The organism is Clostridia bacterium (assembly GCA_017438525.1).
In the GTDB taxonomy this organism is placed as follows: Bacteria; Bacillota; Clostridia; order Oscillospirales; family RGIG8002; genus RGIG8002.
In genome coordinates this window covers 1-18,321 of record JAFRVI010000023.1, presented here as the reverse complement: position 1 = coordinate 18,321, position 18,321 = coordinate 1, and the positions used below count along the sequence as shown (strand labels likewise).

33 protein-coding genes are annotated in these 18,321 nt (G+C 58.6%); 2 read left to right on the top strand and 31 right to left on the bottom strand.

Translation table 11 applies throughout. From position 1 onward, the window contains the following. Positions 1 to 2: 2 nt before the first annotated feature. From IJL83_02255 to IJL83_02225, 7 genes are all read right to left on the bottom strand, one after another. Entirely contained in the window at positions 3 to 284 is a 282-nt protein-coding gene (locus tag IJL83_02255) for a hypothetical protein (GenBank protein ID MBQ6552427.1), read from the bottom strand. Between the two features lie 63 nt (positions 285 to 347). Then, on the bottom strand, positions 348 to 1,613 hold the full coding sequence (locus IJL83_02250) for a N4-gp56 family major capsid protein (protein MBQ6552426.1): 1,266 nt from the start codon (positions 1,611 to 1,613) through the stop codon (positions 348 to 350). Between the two features lie 25 nt (positions 1,614 to 1,638). After that, positions 1,639 to 2,568 (bottom strand): hypothetical protein, encoded by a 930-nt coding sequence (locus IJL83_02245; protein MBQ6552425.1) that lies wholly within the window; start codon positions 2,566 to 2,568, stop codon positions 1,639 to 1,641. A 92-nt stretch (positions 2,569 to 2,660) separates the two neighbouring features. Next, the gene (locus IJL83_02240; protein MBQ6552424.1) at positions 2,661 to 2,957 is read right to left on the bottom strand and encodes a ribosomal-processing cysteine protease Prp; all 297 of its coding nucleotides are present in this window, start codon (positions 2,955 to 2,957) and stop codon (positions 2,661 to 2,663) included. A 1-nt stretch (position 2,958) separates the two neighbouring features. Beyond that, on the bottom strand, positions 2,959 to 4,935 hold the full coding sequence (locus IJL83_02235; protein MBQ6552423.1) for a hypothetical protein: 1,977 nt from the start codon (positions 4,933 to 4,935) through the stop codon (positions 2,959 to 2,961). Between the two features lie 62 nt (positions 4,936 to 4,997). Beyond that, on the bottom strand, positions 4,998 to 6,458 hold the full coding sequence (locus IJL83_02230; GenBank protein MBQ6552422.1) for a phage terminase large subunit: 1,461 nt from the start codon (positions 6,456 to 6,458) through the stop codon (positions 4,998 to 5,000). Continuing rightward, complete coding sequence (locus tag IJL83_02225) at positions 6,451 to 6,876, bottom strand: hypothetical protein (protein ID MBQ6552421.1); 426 nt, start codon at positions 6,874 to 6,876, stop codon at positions 6,451 to 6,453. The genes IJL83_02230 and IJL83_02225 overlap by 8 nt, the downstream gene beginning before the upstream one ends. Before the next feature lie 96 nt (positions 6,877 to 6,972). Between IJL83_02225 and IJL83_02220 the strand changes: the two genes are divergently transcribed. Then, a complete protein-coding gene (locus IJL83_02220; protein MBQ6552420.1) occupies positions 6,973 to 7,185 on the top strand; it encodes a type II toxin-antitoxin system HicA family toxin in 213 nt (70 codons plus the stop codon). 38 nt (positions 7,186 to 7,223) lie between these two features. After that, a complete protein-coding gene (locus IJL83_02215; protein ID MBQ6552419.1) occupies positions 7,224 to 7,631 on the top strand; it encodes a type II toxin-antitoxin system HicB family antitoxin in 408 nt (135 codons plus the stop codon). A 70-nt stretch (positions 7,632 to 7,701) separates the two neighbouring features. Here the strand turns inward: IJL83_02215 and IJL83_02210 are convergent, their stop codons facing one another. The 24 genes from IJL83_02210 to IJL83_02095 all read right to left on the bottom strand — a co-directional run. Continuing rightward, positions 7,702 to 8,154, bottom strand: coding sequence for a hypothetical protein (locus IJL83_02210; GenBank protein MBQ6552418.1), 453 nt, complete (start codon positions 8,152 to 8,154; stop codon positions 7,702 to 7,704). Positions 8,155 to 8,170: 16 nt separating this feature from the next. Next, the gene (locus IJL83_02205; protein MBQ6552417.1) at positions 8,171 to 8,392 is read right to left on the bottom strand and encodes a hypothetical protein; all 222 of its coding nucleotides are present in this window, start codon (positions 8,390 to 8,392) and stop codon (positions 8,171 to 8,173) included. A gap of 225 nt (positions 8,393 to 8,617) precedes the next feature. Then, complete coding sequence (locus tag IJL83_02200; protein MBQ6552416.1) at positions 8,618 to 9,019, bottom strand: hypothetical protein; 402 nt, start codon at positions 9,017 to 9,019, stop codon at positions 8,618 to 8,620. After that, positions 9,016 to 9,870, bottom strand: coding sequence for a hypothetical protein (locus IJL83_02195; protein MBQ6552415.1), 855 nt, complete (start codon positions 9,868 to 9,870; stop codon positions 9,016 to 9,018). Before IJL83_02195 ends, IJL83_02200 begins: the two co-directional genes overlap by 4 nt. Positions 9,871 to 9,914: 44 nt before the next feature. Next, positions 9,915 to 10,379 carry a single-stranded DNA-binding protein gene (locus IJL83_02190; GenBank protein ID MBQ6552414.1) on the bottom strand — a complete coding sequence of 155 codons (465 nt, stop codon included), beginning with the start codon at positions 10,377 to 10,379 and terminating at the stop codon, positions 9,915 to 9,917. Between the two features lie 2 nt (positions 10,380 to 10,381). Then, positions 10,382 to 10,681: an HNH endonuclease gene (locus IJL83_02185; protein ID MBQ6552413.1), complete on the bottom strand. Its 300-nt coding sequence runs from the start codon at positions 10,679 to 10,681 to the stop codon at positions 10,382 to 10,384. A gap of 8 nt (positions 10,682 to 10,689) precedes the next feature. After that, complete coding sequence (locus IJL83_02180) at positions 10,690 to 11,019, bottom strand: hypothetical protein (protein ID MBQ6552412.1); 330 nt, start codon at positions 11,017 to 11,019, stop codon at positions 10,690 to 10,692. After that, positions 11,016 to 11,276 carry a hypothetical protein gene (locus tag IJL83_02175; protein MBQ6552411.1) on the bottom strand — a complete coding sequence of 87 codons (261 nt, stop codon included), beginning with the start codon at positions 11,274 to 11,276 and terminating at the stop codon, positions 11,016 to 11,018. The genes IJL83_02180 and IJL83_02175 overlap by 4 nt, the downstream gene beginning before the upstream one ends. After that, entirely contained in the window at positions 11,273 to 11,542 is a 270-nt protein-coding gene (locus IJL83_02170; protein ID MBQ6552410.1) for a DUF3310 domain-containing protein, read from the bottom strand. The genes IJL83_02175 and IJL83_02170 overlap by 4 nt, the downstream gene beginning before the upstream one ends. Next, positions 11,539 to 11,796 (bottom strand): DUF3850 domain-containing protein, encoded by a 258-nt coding sequence (locus IJL83_02165; GenBank protein MBQ6552409.1) that lies wholly within the window; start codon positions 11,794 to 11,796, stop codon positions 11,539 to 11,541. Before IJL83_02165 ends, IJL83_02170 begins: the two co-directional genes overlap by 4 nt. Beyond that, positions 11,793 to 12,083, bottom strand: coding sequence for a hypothetical protein (locus tag IJL83_02160; protein ID MBQ6552408.1), 291 nt, complete (start codon positions 12,081 to 12,083; stop codon positions 11,793 to 11,795). Before IJL83_02160 ends, IJL83_02165 begins: the two co-directional genes overlap by 4 nt. Then, positions 12,080 to 12,631 carry a hypothetical protein gene (locus IJL83_02155; protein MBQ6552407.1) on the bottom strand — a complete coding sequence of 184 codons (552 nt, stop codon included), beginning with the start codon at positions 12,629 to 12,631 and terminating at the stop codon, positions 12,080 to 12,082. The genes IJL83_02160 and IJL83_02155 overlap by 4 nt, the downstream gene beginning before the upstream one ends. After that, positions 12,631 to 13,482 carry a hypothetical protein gene (locus tag IJL83_02150; GenBank protein ID MBQ6552406.1) on the bottom strand — a complete coding sequence of 284 codons (852 nt, stop codon included), beginning with the start codon at positions 13,480 to 13,482 and terminating at the stop codon, positions 12,631 to 12,633. Before IJL83_02150 ends, IJL83_02155 begins: the two co-directional genes overlap by 1 nt. After that, entirely contained in the window at positions 13,472 to 14,044 is a 573-nt protein-coding gene (locus tag IJL83_02145; GenBank protein ID MBQ6552405.1) for a hypothetical protein, read from the bottom strand. The genes IJL83_02150 and IJL83_02145 overlap by 11 nt, the downstream gene beginning before the upstream one ends. Further along, positions 14,044 to 14,718, bottom strand: a complete 675-nt coding sequence (locus IJL83_02140) for a hypothetical protein (GenBank protein ID MBQ6552404.1) — start codon at positions 14,716 to 14,718, stop codon at positions 14,044 to 14,046. Before IJL83_02140 ends, IJL83_02145 begins: the two co-directional genes overlap by 1 nt. Before the next feature lie 197 nt (positions 14,719 to 14,915). Continuing rightward, positions 14,916 to 15,707: a metallophosphoesterase gene (locus tag IJL83_02135; GenBank protein ID MBQ6552403.1), complete on the bottom strand. Its 792-nt coding sequence runs from the start codon at positions 15,705 to 15,707 to the stop codon at positions 14,916 to 14,918. A 160-nt stretch (positions 15,708 to 15,867) separates the two neighbouring features. Then, entirely contained in the window at positions 15,868 to 16,188 is a 321-nt protein-coding gene (locus IJL83_02130) for a hypothetical protein (GenBank protein MBQ6552402.1), read from the bottom strand. Positions 16,189 to 16,191: 3 nt separating this feature from the next. After that, positions 16,192 to 16,467: a hypothetical protein gene (locus IJL83_02125; GenBank protein MBQ6552401.1), complete on the bottom strand. Its 276-nt coding sequence runs from the start codon at positions 16,465 to 16,467 to the stop codon at positions 16,192 to 16,194. 12 nt (positions 16,468 to 16,479) lie between these two features. Beyond that, on the bottom strand, positions 16,480 to 16,641 hold the full coding sequence (locus IJL83_02120) for a hypothetical protein (GenBank protein MBQ6552400.1): 162 nt from the start codon (positions 16,639 to 16,641) through the stop codon (positions 16,480 to 16,482). Further along, positions 16,638 to 17,174 (bottom strand): hypothetical protein, encoded by a 537-nt coding sequence (locus tag IJL83_02115; protein ID MBQ6552399.1) that lies wholly within the window; start codon positions 17,172 to 17,174, stop codon positions 16,638 to 16,640. Before IJL83_02115 ends, IJL83_02120 begins: the two co-directional genes overlap by 4 nt. Next, positions 17,171 to 17,686 carry a DUF3846 domain-containing protein gene (locus tag IJL83_02110; protein MBQ6552398.1) on the bottom strand — a complete coding sequence of 172 codons (516 nt, stop codon included), beginning with the start codon at positions 17,684 to 17,686 and terminating at the stop codon, positions 17,171 to 17,173. Before IJL83_02110 ends, IJL83_02115 begins: the two co-directional genes overlap by 4 nt. Beyond that, positions 17,676 to 17,954, bottom strand: a complete 279-nt coding sequence (locus IJL83_02105; protein ID MBQ6552397.1) for a hypothetical protein — start codon at positions 17,952 to 17,954, stop codon at positions 17,676 to 17,678. The genes IJL83_02110 and IJL83_02105 overlap by 11 nt, the downstream gene beginning before the upstream one ends. Beyond that, entirely contained in the window at positions 17,896 to 18,078 is a 183-nt protein-coding gene (locus IJL83_02100) for a hypothetical protein (GenBank protein ID MBQ6552396.1), read from the bottom strand. The genes IJL83_02105 and IJL83_02100 overlap by 59 nt, the downstream gene beginning before the upstream one ends. 2 nt (positions 18,079 to 18,080) lie before the next feature. Then, the coding region (locus IJL83_02095) for a hypothetical protein (GenBank protein ID MBQ6552395.1) at positions 18,081 to 18,321 on the bottom strand (241 nt) is incomplete at its 5' end.

Here is an 18,321-nt window from a genome sequence, read left to right as displayed (position 1 = left end):
TTTTATTCCCCTATGACCTGCTGTTTGCCGGAGTAGTAGGTTATGACTGCTGCGGCAGCCTTTTTCTGTGCAAGACTACGCTCGACTTCGAGTGCGATATAACGCGGCACAGTCACCCTGACTCCGCGCTGGATCCTGAACCTCTTGCCGTTGACCGCGACGAAGACGTCGTCCTTGTAGCGGTCCTCATCCTTAAAAAGCTCGATCTCCACGGGCTCGTTGAAATACCTTTCCTGTTCAACTTTCGTTGTTTCCTGTTCGGCGTTCTTCTTTTCGGTAGCCATAAAATATCCTCCTTATTTTTACGTCGGGGCTGCCGATGTGACAGCCCCGACATTATGACGGGATTACTTGTCGTCCTCGTCGTAGGTGCTGGTGGATTCGATCCTGCAGAGATACTCGTCGACGAGGATCACTGCGGTCTTGATCGCCTTCCAGCCCGCGGTGGCGCGCTGGTTGAGCGGATCCTCACCGGCGCCGAGCTGCTTAACGATGTGCTGCAGGCCGCCGCCTTCGATCTCGGTAACGCCGTAAGCGTTCTCGCCGATGATCAGAGTGGAATAGACCGCTCTGCCGGCGGCACCGCCTTCTGCGGGATAGATGACGGTGTTGTCCGCGATGGCGGGCAGATTGGCGGATCCGGAAACGGTGATAACCGTCGGGGTATTGCTCGCGACGGTGTAGATCTTACCGTCGACAAGGATCTGCCTGCCCTTGAGCGCGTTCGAGGCGACGGTGCCGCCGTCGAAGGTGATCGTCTTCTGCGTGTTCGCGGTGACCGCGCCGTTGACAGCAAGGTTTCTGGTCTCGCCGGCAAGGTTCTTGCCCTTGAAGATCTTCGCCTCGGTCGTCTCGACGAAGCGGACGCCGCCGATCTCGCCGATCTCGTCGGTGTAGATGTTGGTCGTGTCCTTGTACTGGTGCGGATACTTCCAGTCGGGATCGTTCATAAGATCGAAGGCGACGTCGGGATGGATGATACCAACGTACCGGCCGTCGATCTTGGGCGCGTTCATTACCTTCAGCGCACGGACGGCCTTGCGGACGTCGACGACGGTGATGTAGTTGTTGCCGGAACCGGCGCCGCCCACGAGCGCGGAACGGTCAAGTCCGCCGCCGGCGTAAACGACCTGCGTACCGCCGTTGACGACCTCTCTGGTGATTGTGTCGAGCGTTCTGCCGGCCTGGGAAGCGAGGAGCTTCGTGGCTTCCACGAGGTTCTTGTCGATCGCGGTCAGCAGCAGTACGTCGGAAAGCGCGATGTAACCGCCGTACTGATGCACCTCGGAGGTGATTACGCTCACGGAGAGCTTCTGGCCGTCGGGAGTAACGCCCTCGGTCAGAGGCGTGGTCAGCTTCGGAAGGGTGCTGTACTTACGGAACTCCACCTGCTTGCCGTTGTTGGCGGGGATGGGGCGCTTCTGTCCGAACTGATCGTGCACGAGCAGGGGCTCGGCGAGATCGATCAGATAAGCGGAGTAATAGGTCTTCATTTCGCTGGAAAGTTCAGCGTCGGAAGACCTGTTGACGTTGTAGTCGGCAGCGGCGGATGCGCCGGTATTGACGTTCACCGCATAGCTGTCGAAGAGGTTGAGAATGGTCTTGAAAATCATAACTTTGTCCTTTCCGCGTGCGCGGTCAGAACTCTATATGTTCTCCGCGCATCGCTTTCAGGGCGATTGTCGCCCTATCTTCTTTTGTTAGTTTATTGACGTCGCTTTTGACGACAAATGCGCTTCTCGGAGCCGCGCCGTTCTCGGCGGGCCTCGCGCCCTTAGCGCGAACGCTGTCGACAACGGCCTTTTCCGTGAGCGCGGCGGTCTGCCTCGTGGCGTCCGCCATCAAGCGGTCCATATTGATCACGCGGTATGCGTGCTCCATAGAAACTCCGGCTTTGAGCAGCCGAGTGAACGGCGTTTCACCGCCCGGTTCCTGCGGGAGCAGAGCGTTGAGGTCGAAGTCCGGATAATGTGCCTTCACCGTTTCGGCGTCGGCGACCCACTGCCTGACCTGAGAGTCCACGCGCTCCTTCTCCTCGCGCTGTGCCTGCTCGGCGGCAAGCCGAGCGTTATCGCGCTTCAGCTTTTCCATTGCCGCATACTGTTCGACGGTCATTCCCGCCTCGTATGCCGCCTGCTCATAATAAGAGGTGTCGTTCTCGATCGCACTGAGCACGGCGTCCGCGTCGGCGGCCTTGAGATTATAACGCCTCGCAACTGCGTCGATGACGCTCTGCTGCTTGGCTACCTTTTCCTCAAGACTTTTTGTTTCTTTGAACCGCTTGTTGATTATCCGCTGCGTATCCTCGGTATAAAACTCCTTGTATTCAGCGGAATTGATGAGATCGTTATACGCCTTGCGGCGCTCTTCCGGCGTCGCCTGCTTTTCTTCGGTCTCACCCTGCACGTTCGTCTCCGGAGCAGCCTCCGGCTGCTTGCCGTAAACGACCTGCACCTTTTCATCCTGCGCGGCGGCCGCAGGTGTGTTGCCTTCGCCCGATGCAGCCGTACCCGCTCCGTCTCCGGCGCCGTCGAACAGACGCAGGTCAGCTTCGTAAATACCGGTCATAAAAACCTCCTGAATATCGCGGGATAGTCGCTCCCGTGTGCCTTACTCTTAAATCTTATCAGGCGCTCTTTCTCTTTTCGCCTCAAAAACAGCTATATTTCCGCATTTCTCACGCTGATATATCGGCCGTGTCCCGCCTCTATTTGTTTCAGACCGATCACGGCCATATCAAAAGCGGCCTCTGCCTCGCTTCCGCCGCGGAAGGTAACGAGCGCGTCTCCGGATTCGAGCTCCGTGCGCACGTCGGCCTCCGCGTAATTCTCCGCCCAGCCGGCGAGCGCGTAGACAATCGCGCTCACGCCGGCGCAGACCTCCTCGCTGCCCGTCGCGTGTCCCCTGACGGCAAGGGTAAACAGATCGCCGTCCTTCTCCGCGTAAACGTCGATCATATCAGAGCCCTCCCGGGTTTGCGCCGTTTCCGGAAACGTTCATATCCGGGGCGCTGCGTTTTGCGAGACGCTGGCCGTAGCCCGTCATCGGCGTCTGCGCCTTCATAACCGCTGCTCCCAAGCCGTCCGCGCTGTCGCCCGAGGAGCTTTGTACGGGAGCCATTACCCCCGTCGCCGCAGGAGGAGCGTTTTCGCCGCCTATCCCGAGCAGTGCCGCCATCTGCTGAAGCTGAGCCGCCTGCTGCTCGCACAGCTTCAGCAACGTATCGCCCTGGCGTATGTACTCCCGGATCTTATCGATCCCCTCGAAGTCCATCATATCTATCGCGCCGAGCGCCTCCTGCGCGTGTTCCGGCGCGAAGAAACCCATCTGATAGAGCTCCTTCGCGCGCTCGTTCATCTCCATACGGGAAAACGGGCTCGTTTTTTGCGCCTTTATCTTCAGATCGAAGACCGGCTTGCGATACAGCTGCTCGCCGGTCCCGCTGATAACGACCTGATCTCGCAGCTTCGCGTTGTTGACGTCGACGAATTCATACGCGCCGTCCTCGCCGGTGATGCGGAAGCCGCGGCTCTCGTCGTAAAACTGCCTGATTAGCTCGATAACGAGCGCGGAAACGTCGGTGAACGCCCTGTACGATGCGGCGATCATATCGCGGCTGACCTTGTTGCCGGCTTCCTGGAGCGCGGCGATCGCGGCAGCGGCGGTGACGCCTCCGGACTGCCCGCCCGAATTGACGTCGCGATTCGCCGTCGTGTCCTTCATCTCTTCGATCTTGCCCTGCATCACGTTGTAATAGATCGGAGCGATCGGCGTGGTGCGTATCTCGCGTATCCTCTCCTCGCCGAGCTCGCCCTCTACCCTGACGAGCGGACGGCTCCAGTCGAGGAACTCCGCATCATCGATCGCGGTGTTGCTGGACACGAAAAACCGTTTCTTCGTATCCATCATCGCCGCTTCCATAATATTTGCGGAAAGCTTGTCGATATAGATCTGCGGATCCTTGCTGATCGCAACATAGCCGAAGCCGACGGGCGTCCCCTTCTCCGGGAACATCACGTCGAAGACGACGGGGTATTTGCCGTGGTTATAATACCCGTCGTCACGGTATTCGTCGGTATTCTCGCTGGCGTAAAGCAGCTCGTCGGCGACGAACTTTACGTACTGCAGCACGGTGCGCCCGTCCGGACGCTTCACCTTGTAATACCAGTCCACGACAACGGACTTATCGCTCGTATCCACATTGTCGTCATAGATATACTTCGTCACGTCGATTGCGTCCCCGAGGCTCTTCCCTTCCAGTTGCGGATACATCTCGGTAAGCACGTCGTTGTCGACCAGCTGCGTGATGAAAAGGTTGCGACTTTCCTGGATATCGGTTATCCCGGGCTCCCAGAAGATATTCAGCAGGTCTATCTGCCGGATATCGACATCGCCGAGCCCGTTCTCCTTGCGCGGATCCCAGAATACGCCGTAAACGGCGGTCCCGTGCTTGAGCTTCTCCCACCAGCCGCGGTCATAGGTCTGTTCGAAGCTGTTGTACTCCATAATGACCGGCAGGACCTCCGAGAGCATCTTTGCGCTCTCCTCGTCGCTGCGCTCGCGCGGCAGCACGATCGGCTCGGGGTAATTATCCATAGCGTCGGCGTGCTTGTTCAGAATACCGTTGAAGAGCCACGCGCTCGTCGGCTCGACGCGCGGTTCCTTATTATCCGACTTCTTGCCGCCGCCGATCGCCTGCCAGTGACGGAGCTCCCACCACATCTCATCCTGCACAACGCGCGTCTCGAGCGCACTCTTGCCGGATTTGTACCTGCGCAGGATCTCGCACGCCTTGTCGAGCTCCTCCTTACCGATGATCTGCTGCATCCCGCCGGTGAGCATCGCGGCGGACTGCTCCTCCGTCAGCTCCGGCACCGGCTGCCTTTCAAGCTCTGAAGCTTCCGCCGGTCTTTTTCCGTAAAATACATCTGCCATAATAACCTCCGTTATTAGTAGTTGTTAGCAGTTAATCTGCATATTCCGCAAATAGATGCACGTTAATATCTGATATACCAGTCGTACCTCCCGGGCTGCGCATCGTCCGTTGAAAGCGGATCGTAACGCTTCGCCGGCGGCTCCGTGCGCTTCGGCGGCGCGATCGGGTTCTTCATACAGACGTAGCGCAGCTCGTCGTAGATGTGGTCCTCGCCGTCCGTATCGATATCCTCGACGTTACTTTCGTCATACACGAGTGCCGGAACTGTACGGATAAAGTGCTTGCACGTGCTGAAAACGTAAAGCATCGGAACTCCCGCCTCATCGAACGCGAGCCGGTGATGGATCTGCATCTTCCCGTCGATCCTGGCGTGATCGCCGCGCTCGAAATAAACGCGCTCGCGCTCCATCAGCGCGCCGATACTCTCGGTGCCGTCGCTGCCCCAGATCGCCGGATCGCCCACGCGGTGGATCTTCCGCCCCTTGAGGTTCGGATCCTCGCGTTCGATCTCCTTGATCTTCCGCGCGAGCTCCGTCGGCTCCCACTTGACGCCGACGTTGGGCGCGCCGGTGCAGCCGTAAAGCTCGCGTATGCGGTAAAGACGCCGCGAATGATCCACGGCGTACCACCCGACGGAAAACGGCCGCGAGTAACCCCAGTCGAAGCCGCACCATACCCCCCAGTCTCCCGGGATCTCAAAGGGCGAAATAACGTGCGTGTTGCGCCGCGTTTTGTACTCCGAGGGTACATTGCGCCACTCGGTGAAGACCTGCCCCGAAAAAGTGTCCCAGTCGCCGTAAAGGAGCGCCTGTCTCTCCGCCGCCGGCAGGGACGCCAGCCGCTGCACGTAGAGCGGATCGTTCTGCAGCAGCGCGGGATTATCGAAGACCGTCGAGGGGACGAAAACGCGGCTCTGGCGCGCGGTATGCTCGTTCCCCTCCGGATCCGTCCAGCTCTGCTCCTCCCAGATCGTCGTCATCGGCGGCGCCGGCGTGATGAAACGCTCCTTGACCCAGCCGTGCCCGACTCCGCCTGGGTTGGCGGTCGCCCTGATGTAGCACTCCGTCCCGGGCCCGTTCGGTCGGCAGCGGGAAAAGAGGTAGCTGTACTCCTCATAAGTAAAGTGCGTCAGCTCGTCGAAGGCGATGAAGTCATAGGCCTGGCCCTGATACTTAACGCGGTCCTTCGTGTACTGCATCGCGCCGAAGACGATCTTCGCGCCGCTCGGAAAGGTCCAGGTATGGCTGGACCCGTTATACTTCGCCGCCGGAAAAAGCGCCGTGTAGTATTTTTGAGATTTATCTATCAGCTCGGAGAGCTGCGGATAGGTCTTGCGGAGGATCAGCGCCTTATAATGCGGTATATGCACCTGGCGCAGCGCCTCGATGACGAGCGCGTCGCTCTTGCCGCCTCCGGCAGCTCCTCCGTAGAGCGCTTCGAACTCTCCGCGCTGCATAAACGCCGTCTGCCTCGGCTGCGGCGTCCACACGGTCGCGCCTTCTCCCCGGGAGGAATCATTCATTATCCTCATCCTCCACCGGCACCCGCGCGGGAATAACGACCACCCTGCCCTCGAGCTCTTCGCCGTCGGCTGCGCCTCTGATCTCGCACACGCGCTTGCACTTCTCCAGCGCCGTGGCGTAGGCGGAAGCGTCGGTAGCGCACAGCCGCTCCGCGGCCTCGATCTGAGCCGCGATCTTGCGGATCAGTACGTCGGCGGCGTCATATATCCTGTCCGCGCGCTCCTTGTCCCGCTCGGCAGCGGCGGCGATGATCTTCCCCGTCGCCTTCCGGCGGCGCTCCTCTCGCGCCTGCGTCCATTTTTCCCGGGCCATATGCGCCTTGACGGCGCTCCCTGATATTCCGTACTTCTCCGCGAGCCTTCGGTAGCTCGTGTTACCGCGGATGTACTCGGCCTTGATCTTGTCCCAATCAATCACAAGTATCACCTCACGCGCTCAATATAACATCTCCGCAATATTTTTTCGCCTCAAACGCATTTTGGTGTTGACAAACACACATTGAGTGTGTATAATATGATTGTGAGAGGGAAAAATAAACCTGCGGAGGTGAGCTTTACGAAGCGAAGAGATCTTATCAAGCTCCTTGAAAAGAAAAGCTGGCGGTTTCTCCGGAGCGGCGGAAGCCATGACGTGTATACCGACGGCAAAGAATTCGAGATCATCCCCCGGCACAAAGAAATAAACGAGCAACTCGCGAAAGCGATCATCAGGAGGAGAAAGCTGTAACCGATAAAGAGGAGTTACGACCTACAGGAGGAAACATTATGACCAACCCCAAAAAAGTGGTGTATCCCATTACGCTGACGCCGATAGAAGGCGGATATCTCGTCTACATTCCGGATTTTGACGTCAATACCGAGGGCAAAGACGAAGCAGACGCCATGCTTATGGCGAGAGACGCCATCGGACTGCTCGGCATCGTTTATGAAGACGAAGGGCGCGCACTTCCCTCGTCTACGCCCATCGAAAACGTCGCGGCAAAAAAGAAAGATATCATAACTCTTGTCGACGTCGATCTCGCCGACTACAGACGCAGGCATGATAATCGCACCGTGCGCCGCAACGTAACGCTTCCGATGTGGCTTGATACGGCCGCGTCCGAGAGCGGGATAAACGTCTCCGCGGTTCTTCAGAAGGCACTTCGTTCTGAATTGAAAGTATCGGGCAGATAATGCGCGTATAATAAGTGTGTAATAAAAAAAGGACGGCTCAACCGTCCTTTTTTTGTTTGCCTGTTTTCCCTCACGAGCCCTTCACTTCGGGCATATTTTGCCCCCGATCGGGTATATCCTGCACATTTCCGGAGGTTTTTTCGGCAGATTTTTGCATTTTTTCAAAATCTGCCGTGACCACGGCGCCGATTATATACTTCCCGTCGCGCTTTGTCGCCTTGATCCGGCAGCCGTCGAGCGCCGGCTCCGGGATCTCTATCCGCCAGCCGATCGGCTCGAACTCCCTGCCGGTGCTGACGAGCTTCCCCTCTGTCACCGGAGCGCGACCGTTCCCTTCCGTAAGCTCCCGGCTTTCCGGATCATCCTCATAAACCGGCACTCCGTACTTCTTGCAGATCTGCACGAGCGTCCCGTCAAGGATCGCGCTGAGCTGCCCCGTTCCCCTCAGCAGCTCCTCCTTCTCCTTCATCAGCGCGCGGCATTTACGGCGGTAGAAATCCGCCGTCTGTTTATTGTTTGACATCTTTACCTCCCATTATTTACTTTTCCCGTTTCCGGAAAAACTCGTCGTACTCCTGCTCCAGCTGGGCCGCGATCGGGCACTGACGGTACCCGTCGACGCTGCAGCAGTATGCGGCGGCATATTTTTTCAGCTTTTTATCGTTCGGGAAAATTAACCTGTACCCGCCCTCGCACAGGATCTCTTCCTTCCGGTCGTCCGTGAAATACGGACAGCGCCAGTAAATATGCCGGTATCCCATTACTCCTCCGTCGATCTGTACCATCCGACTGAAATCTCGCCGGTCACCGAATTACGCAAGATCTGCACCGTGCAGTTCGGGATCTCCTCGACCTCGTCGTAGATATTCGTCTCCACATACACTCTCACAGCAGGCCCCTTCGTACAAGCCGTGATCGTGCAGCGTCCGTCATACGTCGCGTGAGGACACTCGCACCCCTTCGTTGTACACCAATAGTTCATTTTCTCACCTCTCCTTTTCCAGCACGGTTATATCCACGGTCACGCCGTAGCGCGGGCCGCGGAAGAAGCTGTCTTCGAAGCTGTCGACGTAGTCCCAGGCGTCCGAGAGCAGCACCTTCTCGGCGACGAGCGCGTCAAGGACGAACTTTTTGGCGAACGCGATGTTGTCCTTATCCCTCGGGCGCTTCCCTGCCTCAGTCCAGCGGAAATACACCTTCACCGGAGCACGCGCCGGCAGCTTTTTATCCTTCACGAGCTTGCCGAGCTGCGCGCGGATGAACCACCGCAGCGCGTCCTCGGTATCGCGCTTCAGCGCGGCGCCGACCTGAGCGTGCGACCTGCAGGCGTATGTATACTCATTCAGCCCCGGCAGCTTGATCGGGGCGCTGAAGGTGTAAGATCTCACGTTTCACCCCGCACCTTCTTCTTTCCCCACTCCTCATAAGCGCTGACGTCTGAAGCGGAAAAGGAACGCTCCTTCGGCCGATCCTTTTTATGCTGCTCCGCGACTTTGTCCGCCACCCAGCCCTTCAGCGTGATAAGGTGGTTCGCGCTTTTATACTCCGGCTTCGCCTCGATGTATTCGTCGAGCGTCCGGATAAGCTCGTCGGGCGTGGTGAAGGAAAGCTCCTTGCCGCAAAGCGCGCAGAGCTCCTTCAGTTCAGATTCCGAAAGCAAAACGTGGCCGTATTTTCCCCGGGGCGTGCGCGGATCGGCCCCCGCGGCCGCGGGAGCACGTTCACGCTCACGCTCACGTTCACGATCACGAACACGTACAGGATCACGAACACGTTCACGTTCACGTACACGTACACCGTCCGACTCAAAAGCATTTGTATCTTTGCTTTCGTTTGCTTTTTCGTCGGAAAAGCATTCAAAAGCATTTGTTTCTTTGCTTTTTTTCTCAAAAGCATTTGTATCTTTGCTTTCGTTTGCTTTTTTTGTTTTTTTCGGAGGCGTTTCCGGCGCGCTTTCCTCTTCGGAGGGCTCATCGGCCGGCTCCGCGGGATCTTCGTCCTTTTTCGGTCTGCCGCCTCTTCGGCCCGCCGAGGCGCGGCGCTCGTACCGGTCGCTGTTGCGGTCCATCCCCTGTCTTATCGCGATCCAGGCGAGCTTCAGTACGCCTCTGAAGGCCGGCTCTTCGCCCGTGGCGGCGTATTGAAATATAGCGCGGGTGAGCTGACCGACTTCTTCATCGGTCAGCTCGTTGAGATATTCCGCATAATCGCAGTATAATACGAATGAATTACGTTCCATACTTTCTCCTTACACTTTATTTATACTGACGGCAGATAGTAAGCTCAGAACGGGAGATCGTCTTCCGGATCATAAGAGGCGAAATCTTCGTCCGAGGGCTCCGGCGGCTCCGGTTCACGCCGACGTCCCGCCGGCGGTTCGAACCCCGGATAAGACGGCGCCGGCTCTCCGGAACGCTTCCCCTCCTCTTTTTTCTCGCCGGTGAAAGAGATCTGTTCGCAGACGACCTCGTAAGCGGTGCGCTTCTGCCCCTCCTTCGTTTCGTACTGCCGGCTCTCGAGCCGGCCGCAGACGGCGACCATCGCGCCTTTGCCGAAGTATTTACATATGAAATCGGCTTTTTCGCGCCAGGCGACGCAGGGGATGAAATCCGCCTTGCGTTCGCCGGCGTCGTTTTTGAAGTCGCGGTCGACCGCTACTGTGAAGGAGCAGACGGAAATATCGCCCGGCGTCTTCTTTAATTCGGGGACGGCGGTCAGGCGCCCCATTATCACGACTTTATTCAGCATTTTTACACTTCCTTTTTATAAGTTCTCGAACTGTCCGGAAAGCCCGGATAGATCGCATTCAGATAGCGCCGGACAAAGCGCAGCATTCCCCGGCGCTTCGTTGAATTATCAAGCAGGTCGTGACACTCGCGGCAGACAGTCACGACGTTCTCCTTTATCCCGAGCCCTCCCTGCGAACGCGGGATATAATGCGCCTCCGGGAGCCCGGGGCGGCCGCAGAAGATACAGCGGCCGCCGTCGCGCTCCATAACCGCCGCTTTGACGCGCGGCGGGATCATCAGGGCCTTAGTCCGTCTGTTCATTGATTACCTCACGATCTCACCTGCTCCGGAACGTCCTCCCAGAGCTGCGGAAAAAGGGTTCTGAGCTCACTCCAGCTGCAGGGCAGGTCTGTATATCCCTTCCCGTCCGCGCCCGCGAAAATGAGCGTGCCGAAGTATCTGCGGTGCGCTATCTGCGCCGTCAGCCCCTCGCCGGCGAACTCCGCGTCAGCGCGGGAGATCAGGATAAGATCCTTCGCAAGAAAAGTGTTCACCACCATACCGCCGACGTGCTTTTCGAGGTTTTCCCTCGTCGGCGAGATCCAGACGGAGCGCGGCGCCCTGCCGAGCTCCTTTATCGCAACGTGGATCTTCCTCACGCTTCGCCGCCTCCCCGCTTCACGCGCTTTACCAGCTCGTTCATCGCGTCGATCGCGTCGGTAAAGACGGAAACGCCGAGCTGTGAGGGCATAGCCGTTTTCACACTGCCGAACGCGTCGTAAGTTATACTCACCGCGCCGGCGGAGTTGATCGTCAACTGCGTTACGTCGTGACCGACGACGCAGGGCCTGCCGTGGAGCTGCTCGATGGTATATACCGTGCCGTTCGGCTTCACGGGTACGTTTACGCTTGTCATTTTTGTCCTCCTTCGTTTAACAGGTAATTTTCAGGTTGCTCCTTCTTATAATCGAGTATTTCGTGTTCGCGCAGCTGTATATATCTGTCGAGATACCACCGCGCCTTGCGGAGATCCTGAAGCTCGTCATCCTTCTTACCGGCGCGGCTTATGTACTTCACCGCGTTCCCGAGATGATAGGGCAGTTGTTTGGCTTCGATGAAATCGATGGTCTCAATTCCGCCGTCACAGTAGTGCGACGGATGGTTGACTGGATCGTGTATCATACTTCTTTCTCCTCTCGCGTTGCCGGGGCGAGTCCGAGAATGACGTAGCCCTCCTTGCAGTAGTCGGGATCGTTGAGTATGTAGGTAATTACCTTACGCGTGGTTCGCAGCGTATACACATTGCCGTACCATTCGCGCAACCGCAGCACATCGCCTACACTGAACAACCTATCGATTTTGCGCACCTCGAACGGTTTGATACCCTGCGCGACCGCGTCAAAGCATACGGGCGATATTTTCAAATCGTGTATCATTCTTCCGCCTCCTTCAGCTCGAATGAGGAGCACGCCTCGTCGTATTGGTCCACGCGGTTGTTATCGAGATCGCAGGTGTAGGCGTCGTCGTATTCCTCGGGCTTGTACGGCACGGCGTGCGCGCAATCCTCGCAGTGCGCCTCCCTGCAGTCGTACTCGCCGCAGCAGGGCGCGACGCTGAAGCTCTCGTACGCGGGCTGTCCCCAGCATTCGCCGACGCACTGTGTTTCGGTGACGAACTCGTCGTCCTCGAACGTTGCGCCGCAGTTGTTGCATATCATTATCATTCGCTTTCTCTCTCCTTCCATAACGATTTCATCCGGGCGAGCGCCTCGGGCGTTTCCGTTTCGATCCCCAGCTCCTTCGCCTCATAGACGACGCCGTCGATGAGGCGGGACATTTCAGCCGTGTTCAGCGTATGCGTGCGCTTGTAGAGCAGCCAGCAGTTGAACTCGACACCGTTATCCGTGCGGGTATCGAACAGCTTGCAGTATGGATATATGAGCGTAGGATCGTTCGCCACCGGCAGCTTCAGACCGACGGGTCCGCCGTTCTCGGTCAGGACGGCGCCGTATTTGAGCACCATATCGCGCTTTACGTCGTCGTCAGAACCGCGCACCTTAGCCGCGATCCTGTTGACGAGCAGATGAAAATACGAATTTGCGTTCAGCGAGCGCGGCGTTTCCTGCGCCTTCGCGACGCTTATCCTGCAGGCGCCTATTTCCTTCGCCGCCTGCGCGGTCTGACGCGCGGCGCTGCGGTCTTTCGAGAGGAAGGAAACGATCGTGTTCCCCTCGTCGTCGAAGCTCACGCGCTCAAGTGTTCCGACAAACATCACTCGCTCCTTTCACCCTTGACCGATATACGCACCGTGCCGGCGGTGATCGATTCGACCGTGTACTGTTTCGCCAGCTCCGGCTGCTCCTTTTTCAGCTTCGCCGTATCGATACGCTCGGTCTTGCGGGGCGGCGTGAAGGTTATCTTCACGTCGCCGTGGGAGGCGACGCCGGAGCCGGACTTGACGAAAAGGTCGTGCAGCTCCCGTTTTACGACCTCGAAGGCGTCCTTCGCCGCCTGCAGCTCGTGCTGCGTCTTCGCCGCCTTCAGTATCAGCTCCGGAGAGATCACCTCCGGCGGCGCGTAAAGCACGCTCTGCGCCTCCGCCTCCAGCATTTCCGCGATCTCGTCCTCCGAAGGCGGCGTCAGCTGGATAAACGACGCCTTCTCCGGCCGCAGGTGGATGACGGCGAACTCCTCGGCGTTCAGCTTGCCGATGTAGTTATAGACGCCGAGCTGCCAGCGCCAGTATTCGCGGTCTTCGGTCGCGGTCGTCTTCAGATCGGCAAGCAGACGCTTTTTGTCGTGCGTGCCGATCAGGTCGGCGGTGCCGGCGACGGATCCGTCGCACAGCACCTCCTCGCTGGCGTAGAACTCCAGCCCCTCCTTTTCGCACAGCTCGACGAAAAGCGCGAACTCCTCGGTCATTCCGATCTCGCCGTCCTCGATATACCGCTGTATCTCCTCGTGGATCAGCGTGCCGCGCGCCGCCGCCTTCTCAAGCACGCCGGGCGCGACGTCGGAATACTCCGGCGCTATCCCCTGCCGGTGCAGTATCTGCGTTACCGACGGGACGGGCTCGCCGTCGCAGTAATATGTGTGGTTTTCCGGAATAAACTCAACGTACATCCGACACCACCCCGAATTTGCCGAGCAGCGCGGAAAGCTGCCGGGAAAGCGTCTCCTGCTCCGAAAGAGCTTCCTCCTTCTCCTTTATCTCGCGCTTGATCCGGAAGATCTCCTGCGAGCAGCGGGCGGCGGTGTGCTCCAGCACGGTAGCGATGATCCGCGCCTCTTCGGCGGAGACGTCGAGCGTATGGATAGGGATGGCCTCTTCCGCGCCGCCGGTTTCGGCGGGGGATCCCTCGGGTTTCGCCCTCGGGATGACAGAGAGAGGTGCGGGATCCTTCGCTCGCTCCGGATGACAGACCTGCGGGGTTTCCGCGACCGGCTGCGGCGCTTCAGCGGGCGCCGGCACGGCCTCGGCGAGCGTGAAGGGCGCGGGCTTTTCGTGTTTCTTATACGGGCGTTTTTCCACTTCGATCCCGCGCTCCTTGAGGAAGTCGATTATCTTCTGATTCGAGCAGGAATTGAGATCCGCGAGTATGCTTATCTGCTGGCGCTTGTTCGTCGCGTGGCGGTAGGCGTATTCGATCTCGTGCGGATCCATCACGAATAAATTATCAGTCATCACTTGCCCTCCTTTGCCTTCATCTTCTCGAGGGCGGCGCGCTTGCGTCTGACGGCGCTCTCGACCTCCGCCGGCGTCAGCTTGTCGACGGTCTTCTTCAGATACGCAGCGAGCTTGTCAAGGTCGAGGTCGAGCTCCTCGCACGCCCTCAGAAGATCTTCCGGGATCGGCTCGCGCTCCTCGTCGCCCTTCAGCTCCTCGGCTTCGCTGTCCGACAGGACGCCGTGGTATGCGATCTTCGTCAGCTTCAGCACGACGCGGTCGAAGCAGCGCTTGAGCGCCATCGCGTAAGGGTAAGCGACTGTGCAGTTTTTCGCGTTCACTTCGCCGACTTCGAATATCCCCTGCTCCGGACAGGAATAGGTATAGACGAGACTGCCGCCGTAGCCCTCTTTGTCGAGCGTCATACAATCCGGACGGAAGCGGCGCGCCTCCGGCTGCCCGTCGTTGAGCTTCAGACAGGCGGTGTGCGCGATGATGAGGCCGTCATAGCTCATTTTGTCGCCGTTCGCCGTCTCGTGCATCAGGATCCAGAAGTCGCCCTCCGTGAGCGCCTCGTGCTTTTTCAGCAGTTCCTCCGCCTCTTTCCGCGCCTCGTTATACTTCGCGGTTTTGTAGACCGGCAGGTTCGTGCGCTGTTTGCGGGAATACTCTTCAGTTTTTTCTCCGAACACTTGTTTTCACTCCTTTTAGTTTTTTTGTGACGGTTGTCACGTTATGAGAGTCGTAAGAGGCGCCCGCCGCCGCACCGGCGGGCTCATAAGCAAAAAGACAGTATAGGAAATCAAATTATGAAGGAAGTCAAACCCATTTATGAAGGAAGTCGGCCCCCGCCGCCGTGCGGAGCGGACGAGGAAGAAAGGGGTTTCGGTCAGGCCGCCTCGACGGAAACGGAGAAGCGCTGACCGCCGAGGTGAACGACCTGCGCCATATGCGATCCCGGCAGCAGCATTTTGCGCATTGCGTAGCCGCCGTAGTCCATCCAGCTCGTCAGCCCGACGACGAAGTAAGGGCGCTGCGTGACGATATTCTTCTGCTTATTGATCACGAGCTTGCCCGGCTTCGTCATAAACGCCTTGTGCGAATGGCCGGTGATCAGAACGTCCGCGCCTTCGAGCACGTTGCCGAAGCGTTCGGCGCGGTTGACCGTCGCGCCGGTGTAGATACCGCCGCCGGCTCCGTGCACCGTGGCTATGGTGTATGTGGGGTTAAGGTTGCTGTTGCTGTAAACGTCGCCGCACTGGATCTTGACAACGGCGAGGTTGGGCCGGTAGAGCTCCTCGAGATCGAGCTTCGCCATAATGTCATAGATCGGATCATCGTCCGCGTCCTTGCCGCTGCGCGCCTCGTGGTTGCCGGGCACGGCGCAGAGGATCCGGTCCCGCAGCGGCTCCAGCATTTCCGTCATCAGACGCTTCTGATCCATAGGCCGCAGCGTCTCTTCGAAGACGTTGGAAACGGAAGAGCGCGTCGCGTTGTTGATCAGATCGCCGGAGAGGATCAGATAAGCGTTCGGGTTCGCGCTGATCGCCGCCAGGAACGCCTTCCACTCCTTCGCTTTGTGCTCCGCCGCGCCGAGGTGGACGTCGGCGATCGGGAAAATATCAAGCGTCTCCGGCGGCGTCGGGAAGTGTCTCACGATCAGTTCGCTGTCTTTTTTCATCAGTGCTCCTTTCCGCGGCGCACGCCGCGCAAACAAATTGACCGTTGTATTCGGTCTCATCCACGGGCACTACCTTCCCGCAGACAGCGCACTTCGTCCATTCGCGCCGATTAAATCCGAGCTGCATCACATTTATCCCTCCTTTCGCTTGTGTTCGCCGTCACTCTTCCCGCTTCTTCGGGACCACGACGGTCGTCTGCTTGTACGATTCGCGGGCCGCTTTCACGGTTTCCTTACTCACCTCGTCGATTATCCCGCGGTCGATCGCGTCTTTTATGAAGGGGTTCGCCTCCGCGATGGTATCGAGGTTGATCTTGGCGCTCGTCCACGCCGCGAGCAGATCGAGACGATTTACTCCGCCGGCGAGCGCGATCTGGAAGTTGCCCCTCTTCCCCGCGTCCCCCCCCGCGATAATGATGCTGCAGTCGAGATCTTCGAGGACCTTGCCTGTTTCTTTATCCGTTATTGTCAGATGATACATTCGTTACTCCTTTCTTTCGTCGTCGCTCCTTATCGCCTGGCCGCACCAGCAGCAATACAGGTCTCGGCTCTTTTTGGCGACGGAGCTTTTCCCGTTTCCGCTGCGTATCTGACGGCCGCAGGAGGGACAGTACACACGCACGTCCCCCTTGACGACCGGCGGCAGCGGCGTTCTTTTCCGGATCGCGCCTATCGCGATCTGAAGCTCGTCACAGCACACACGCTCGAGGTTTTCCGCGGTCTCCTCGAGCTTGGCGACGAGATTATCGTATGTGCCCATCACGACGCCTCCTTATTTGTCGATTTCCGCGCAAAGCGTGCTTCTGTTTTCCGGTTCGTCGATGGTGCAGCCGTCGTAAAACGGGCAGTATTCACACTTTCCCTTTTCAGCTGTGTTATTGCACCTGATAGCCGCCTGCGCGAGCTCGAATACGCTATCATACGTTACTCTCATAGCTGCGCCTCCTCGATATACACTTCCGCGAAGTCCCCGCCGAAGCACTCGTCCAGCCAGTCTATGCCGGCGGCGATGCGCCCGTCGAAGAATATATCCACCCAGCGGCCCGAAAAGCCGCCGCAGTCGACCGCCTTGAACCGGTGCTCCTCGCCGTCCTTATCGATAACGATGACGTTGCTGCCGTAAGGGATGACGGACGGATCCACGGCGCAGGTCATAAGATGCGCGGACGTCGCGCCGGTCGCGGTCTGATACCCCCAGCGGCTCTCCTCCGCGTTGTAGACGGTGAGCCGGCAGCTGCCGATATAAGTCCTCGGCGGTATTTCCGCTTCGACCTCCGGCTCCGGCTCGTATTTCGCCGGAGCTCTGAACTCATCAGCCGCGCTTACGGCTTCGGCCGCGGGCGCCGGCTCCGGCGCTTTCTCTTCATCGGCGCGGCAGGATTTGAAAGCCGCCATTATGACGCAGATCACGCCGACCAGGATAAAAGCGGTAAGCACCGCCGCCTTCCAGCTTGTTTCCCTTCTCATACTCCCGCCTCCAGCAATTCGAGCTTGCGCTCCAGCTTGTCTTTCGCCTCCTGCGCCGTGCGGCCGGTCGCGTTGACGTGCTTTCCGTTCCTGCAGGTCTGCACGCGCCAGCGGCGGCATTGGAAGTCCCACCTCGGCGTCGCGAGCGAACGGGGCGGCTTCGGCACGGTGACTTTGCAGGGGCGGTACGCCTTCAGCAGCTCAGTCATACCCGCAAGCTGCTCCGGCGTGAGCGGCAGCAGCTGCTCCCCTTCCTCGCGGCAGAGGAACGCCGTGCCGACGACGTCGTAAGGCAGCCGCGCAAGCTCAGTCGCGATGCGGTTTATCTGCGGGTTCGCCTTCAGCTTGCCGTCATCATCCATAACGAGCACGAGCCCGCGCTTCAGACGCAGCACCTCGATATACCCGCCGACAACGCTCTGCATAAACTCGAGCGTCATATCCACGGGCGTGTGGACGATCTCCGCTTCATCATTCGGTCTGATGATGATAATTCCGTTTTTACCTTTCAATCTGATCACCTCCCTGGAAATAGTCTTTCAGTCTGTACTTCAGCAGCTCCCGCTGCCCGTCGGTCAGCTTGCTCCAGTATTCGCCGTAGAAGTCGCTCAACGTCTTTTCCTCGCAGTCGTCGCACATTCCGAAGCAGGCGTAGGTCGGCGAAATCCGCGCGCCGCACACTTCGCACTGCACGGGCTCCTCGAGCTTCTCGCCGCAGCATTCACTGAAGCCGTGCTCGTCCGCCGTCGCCGGCGCTCCGCAGCACCTGCACATTTTCATTCACGTCACCCCCTCCCTGCAGCGCGTCCGGCTTCTCCGCCATAAAGCGCCTTATCGCTTCCAGCGTTGCCCGCGCCGCGCTCTCGATGACGTAATTCGGGTATTTCCTCTTCGCCTTCGCCATTGTTATGCCTCCTCGCCCCCCTTCCTCTCCGCGCGTGACGAAACCGTCCGCGTCACTTCGATAACCTCGTGACAGCGCGCGCCGAAGTTGCCCAGATGGTACATATTTGTTTTCTCGAACTCTTCCTCGCTGTAGACGCTGCTGCAGTTGAGCACGCCCTCGGTCTTGTCGGGATGGACCGCGCGGAACAGCGCGCATGCGGTCTTTCGATCCGGCGCCCATATCACCGTCCACCCGCCGCGG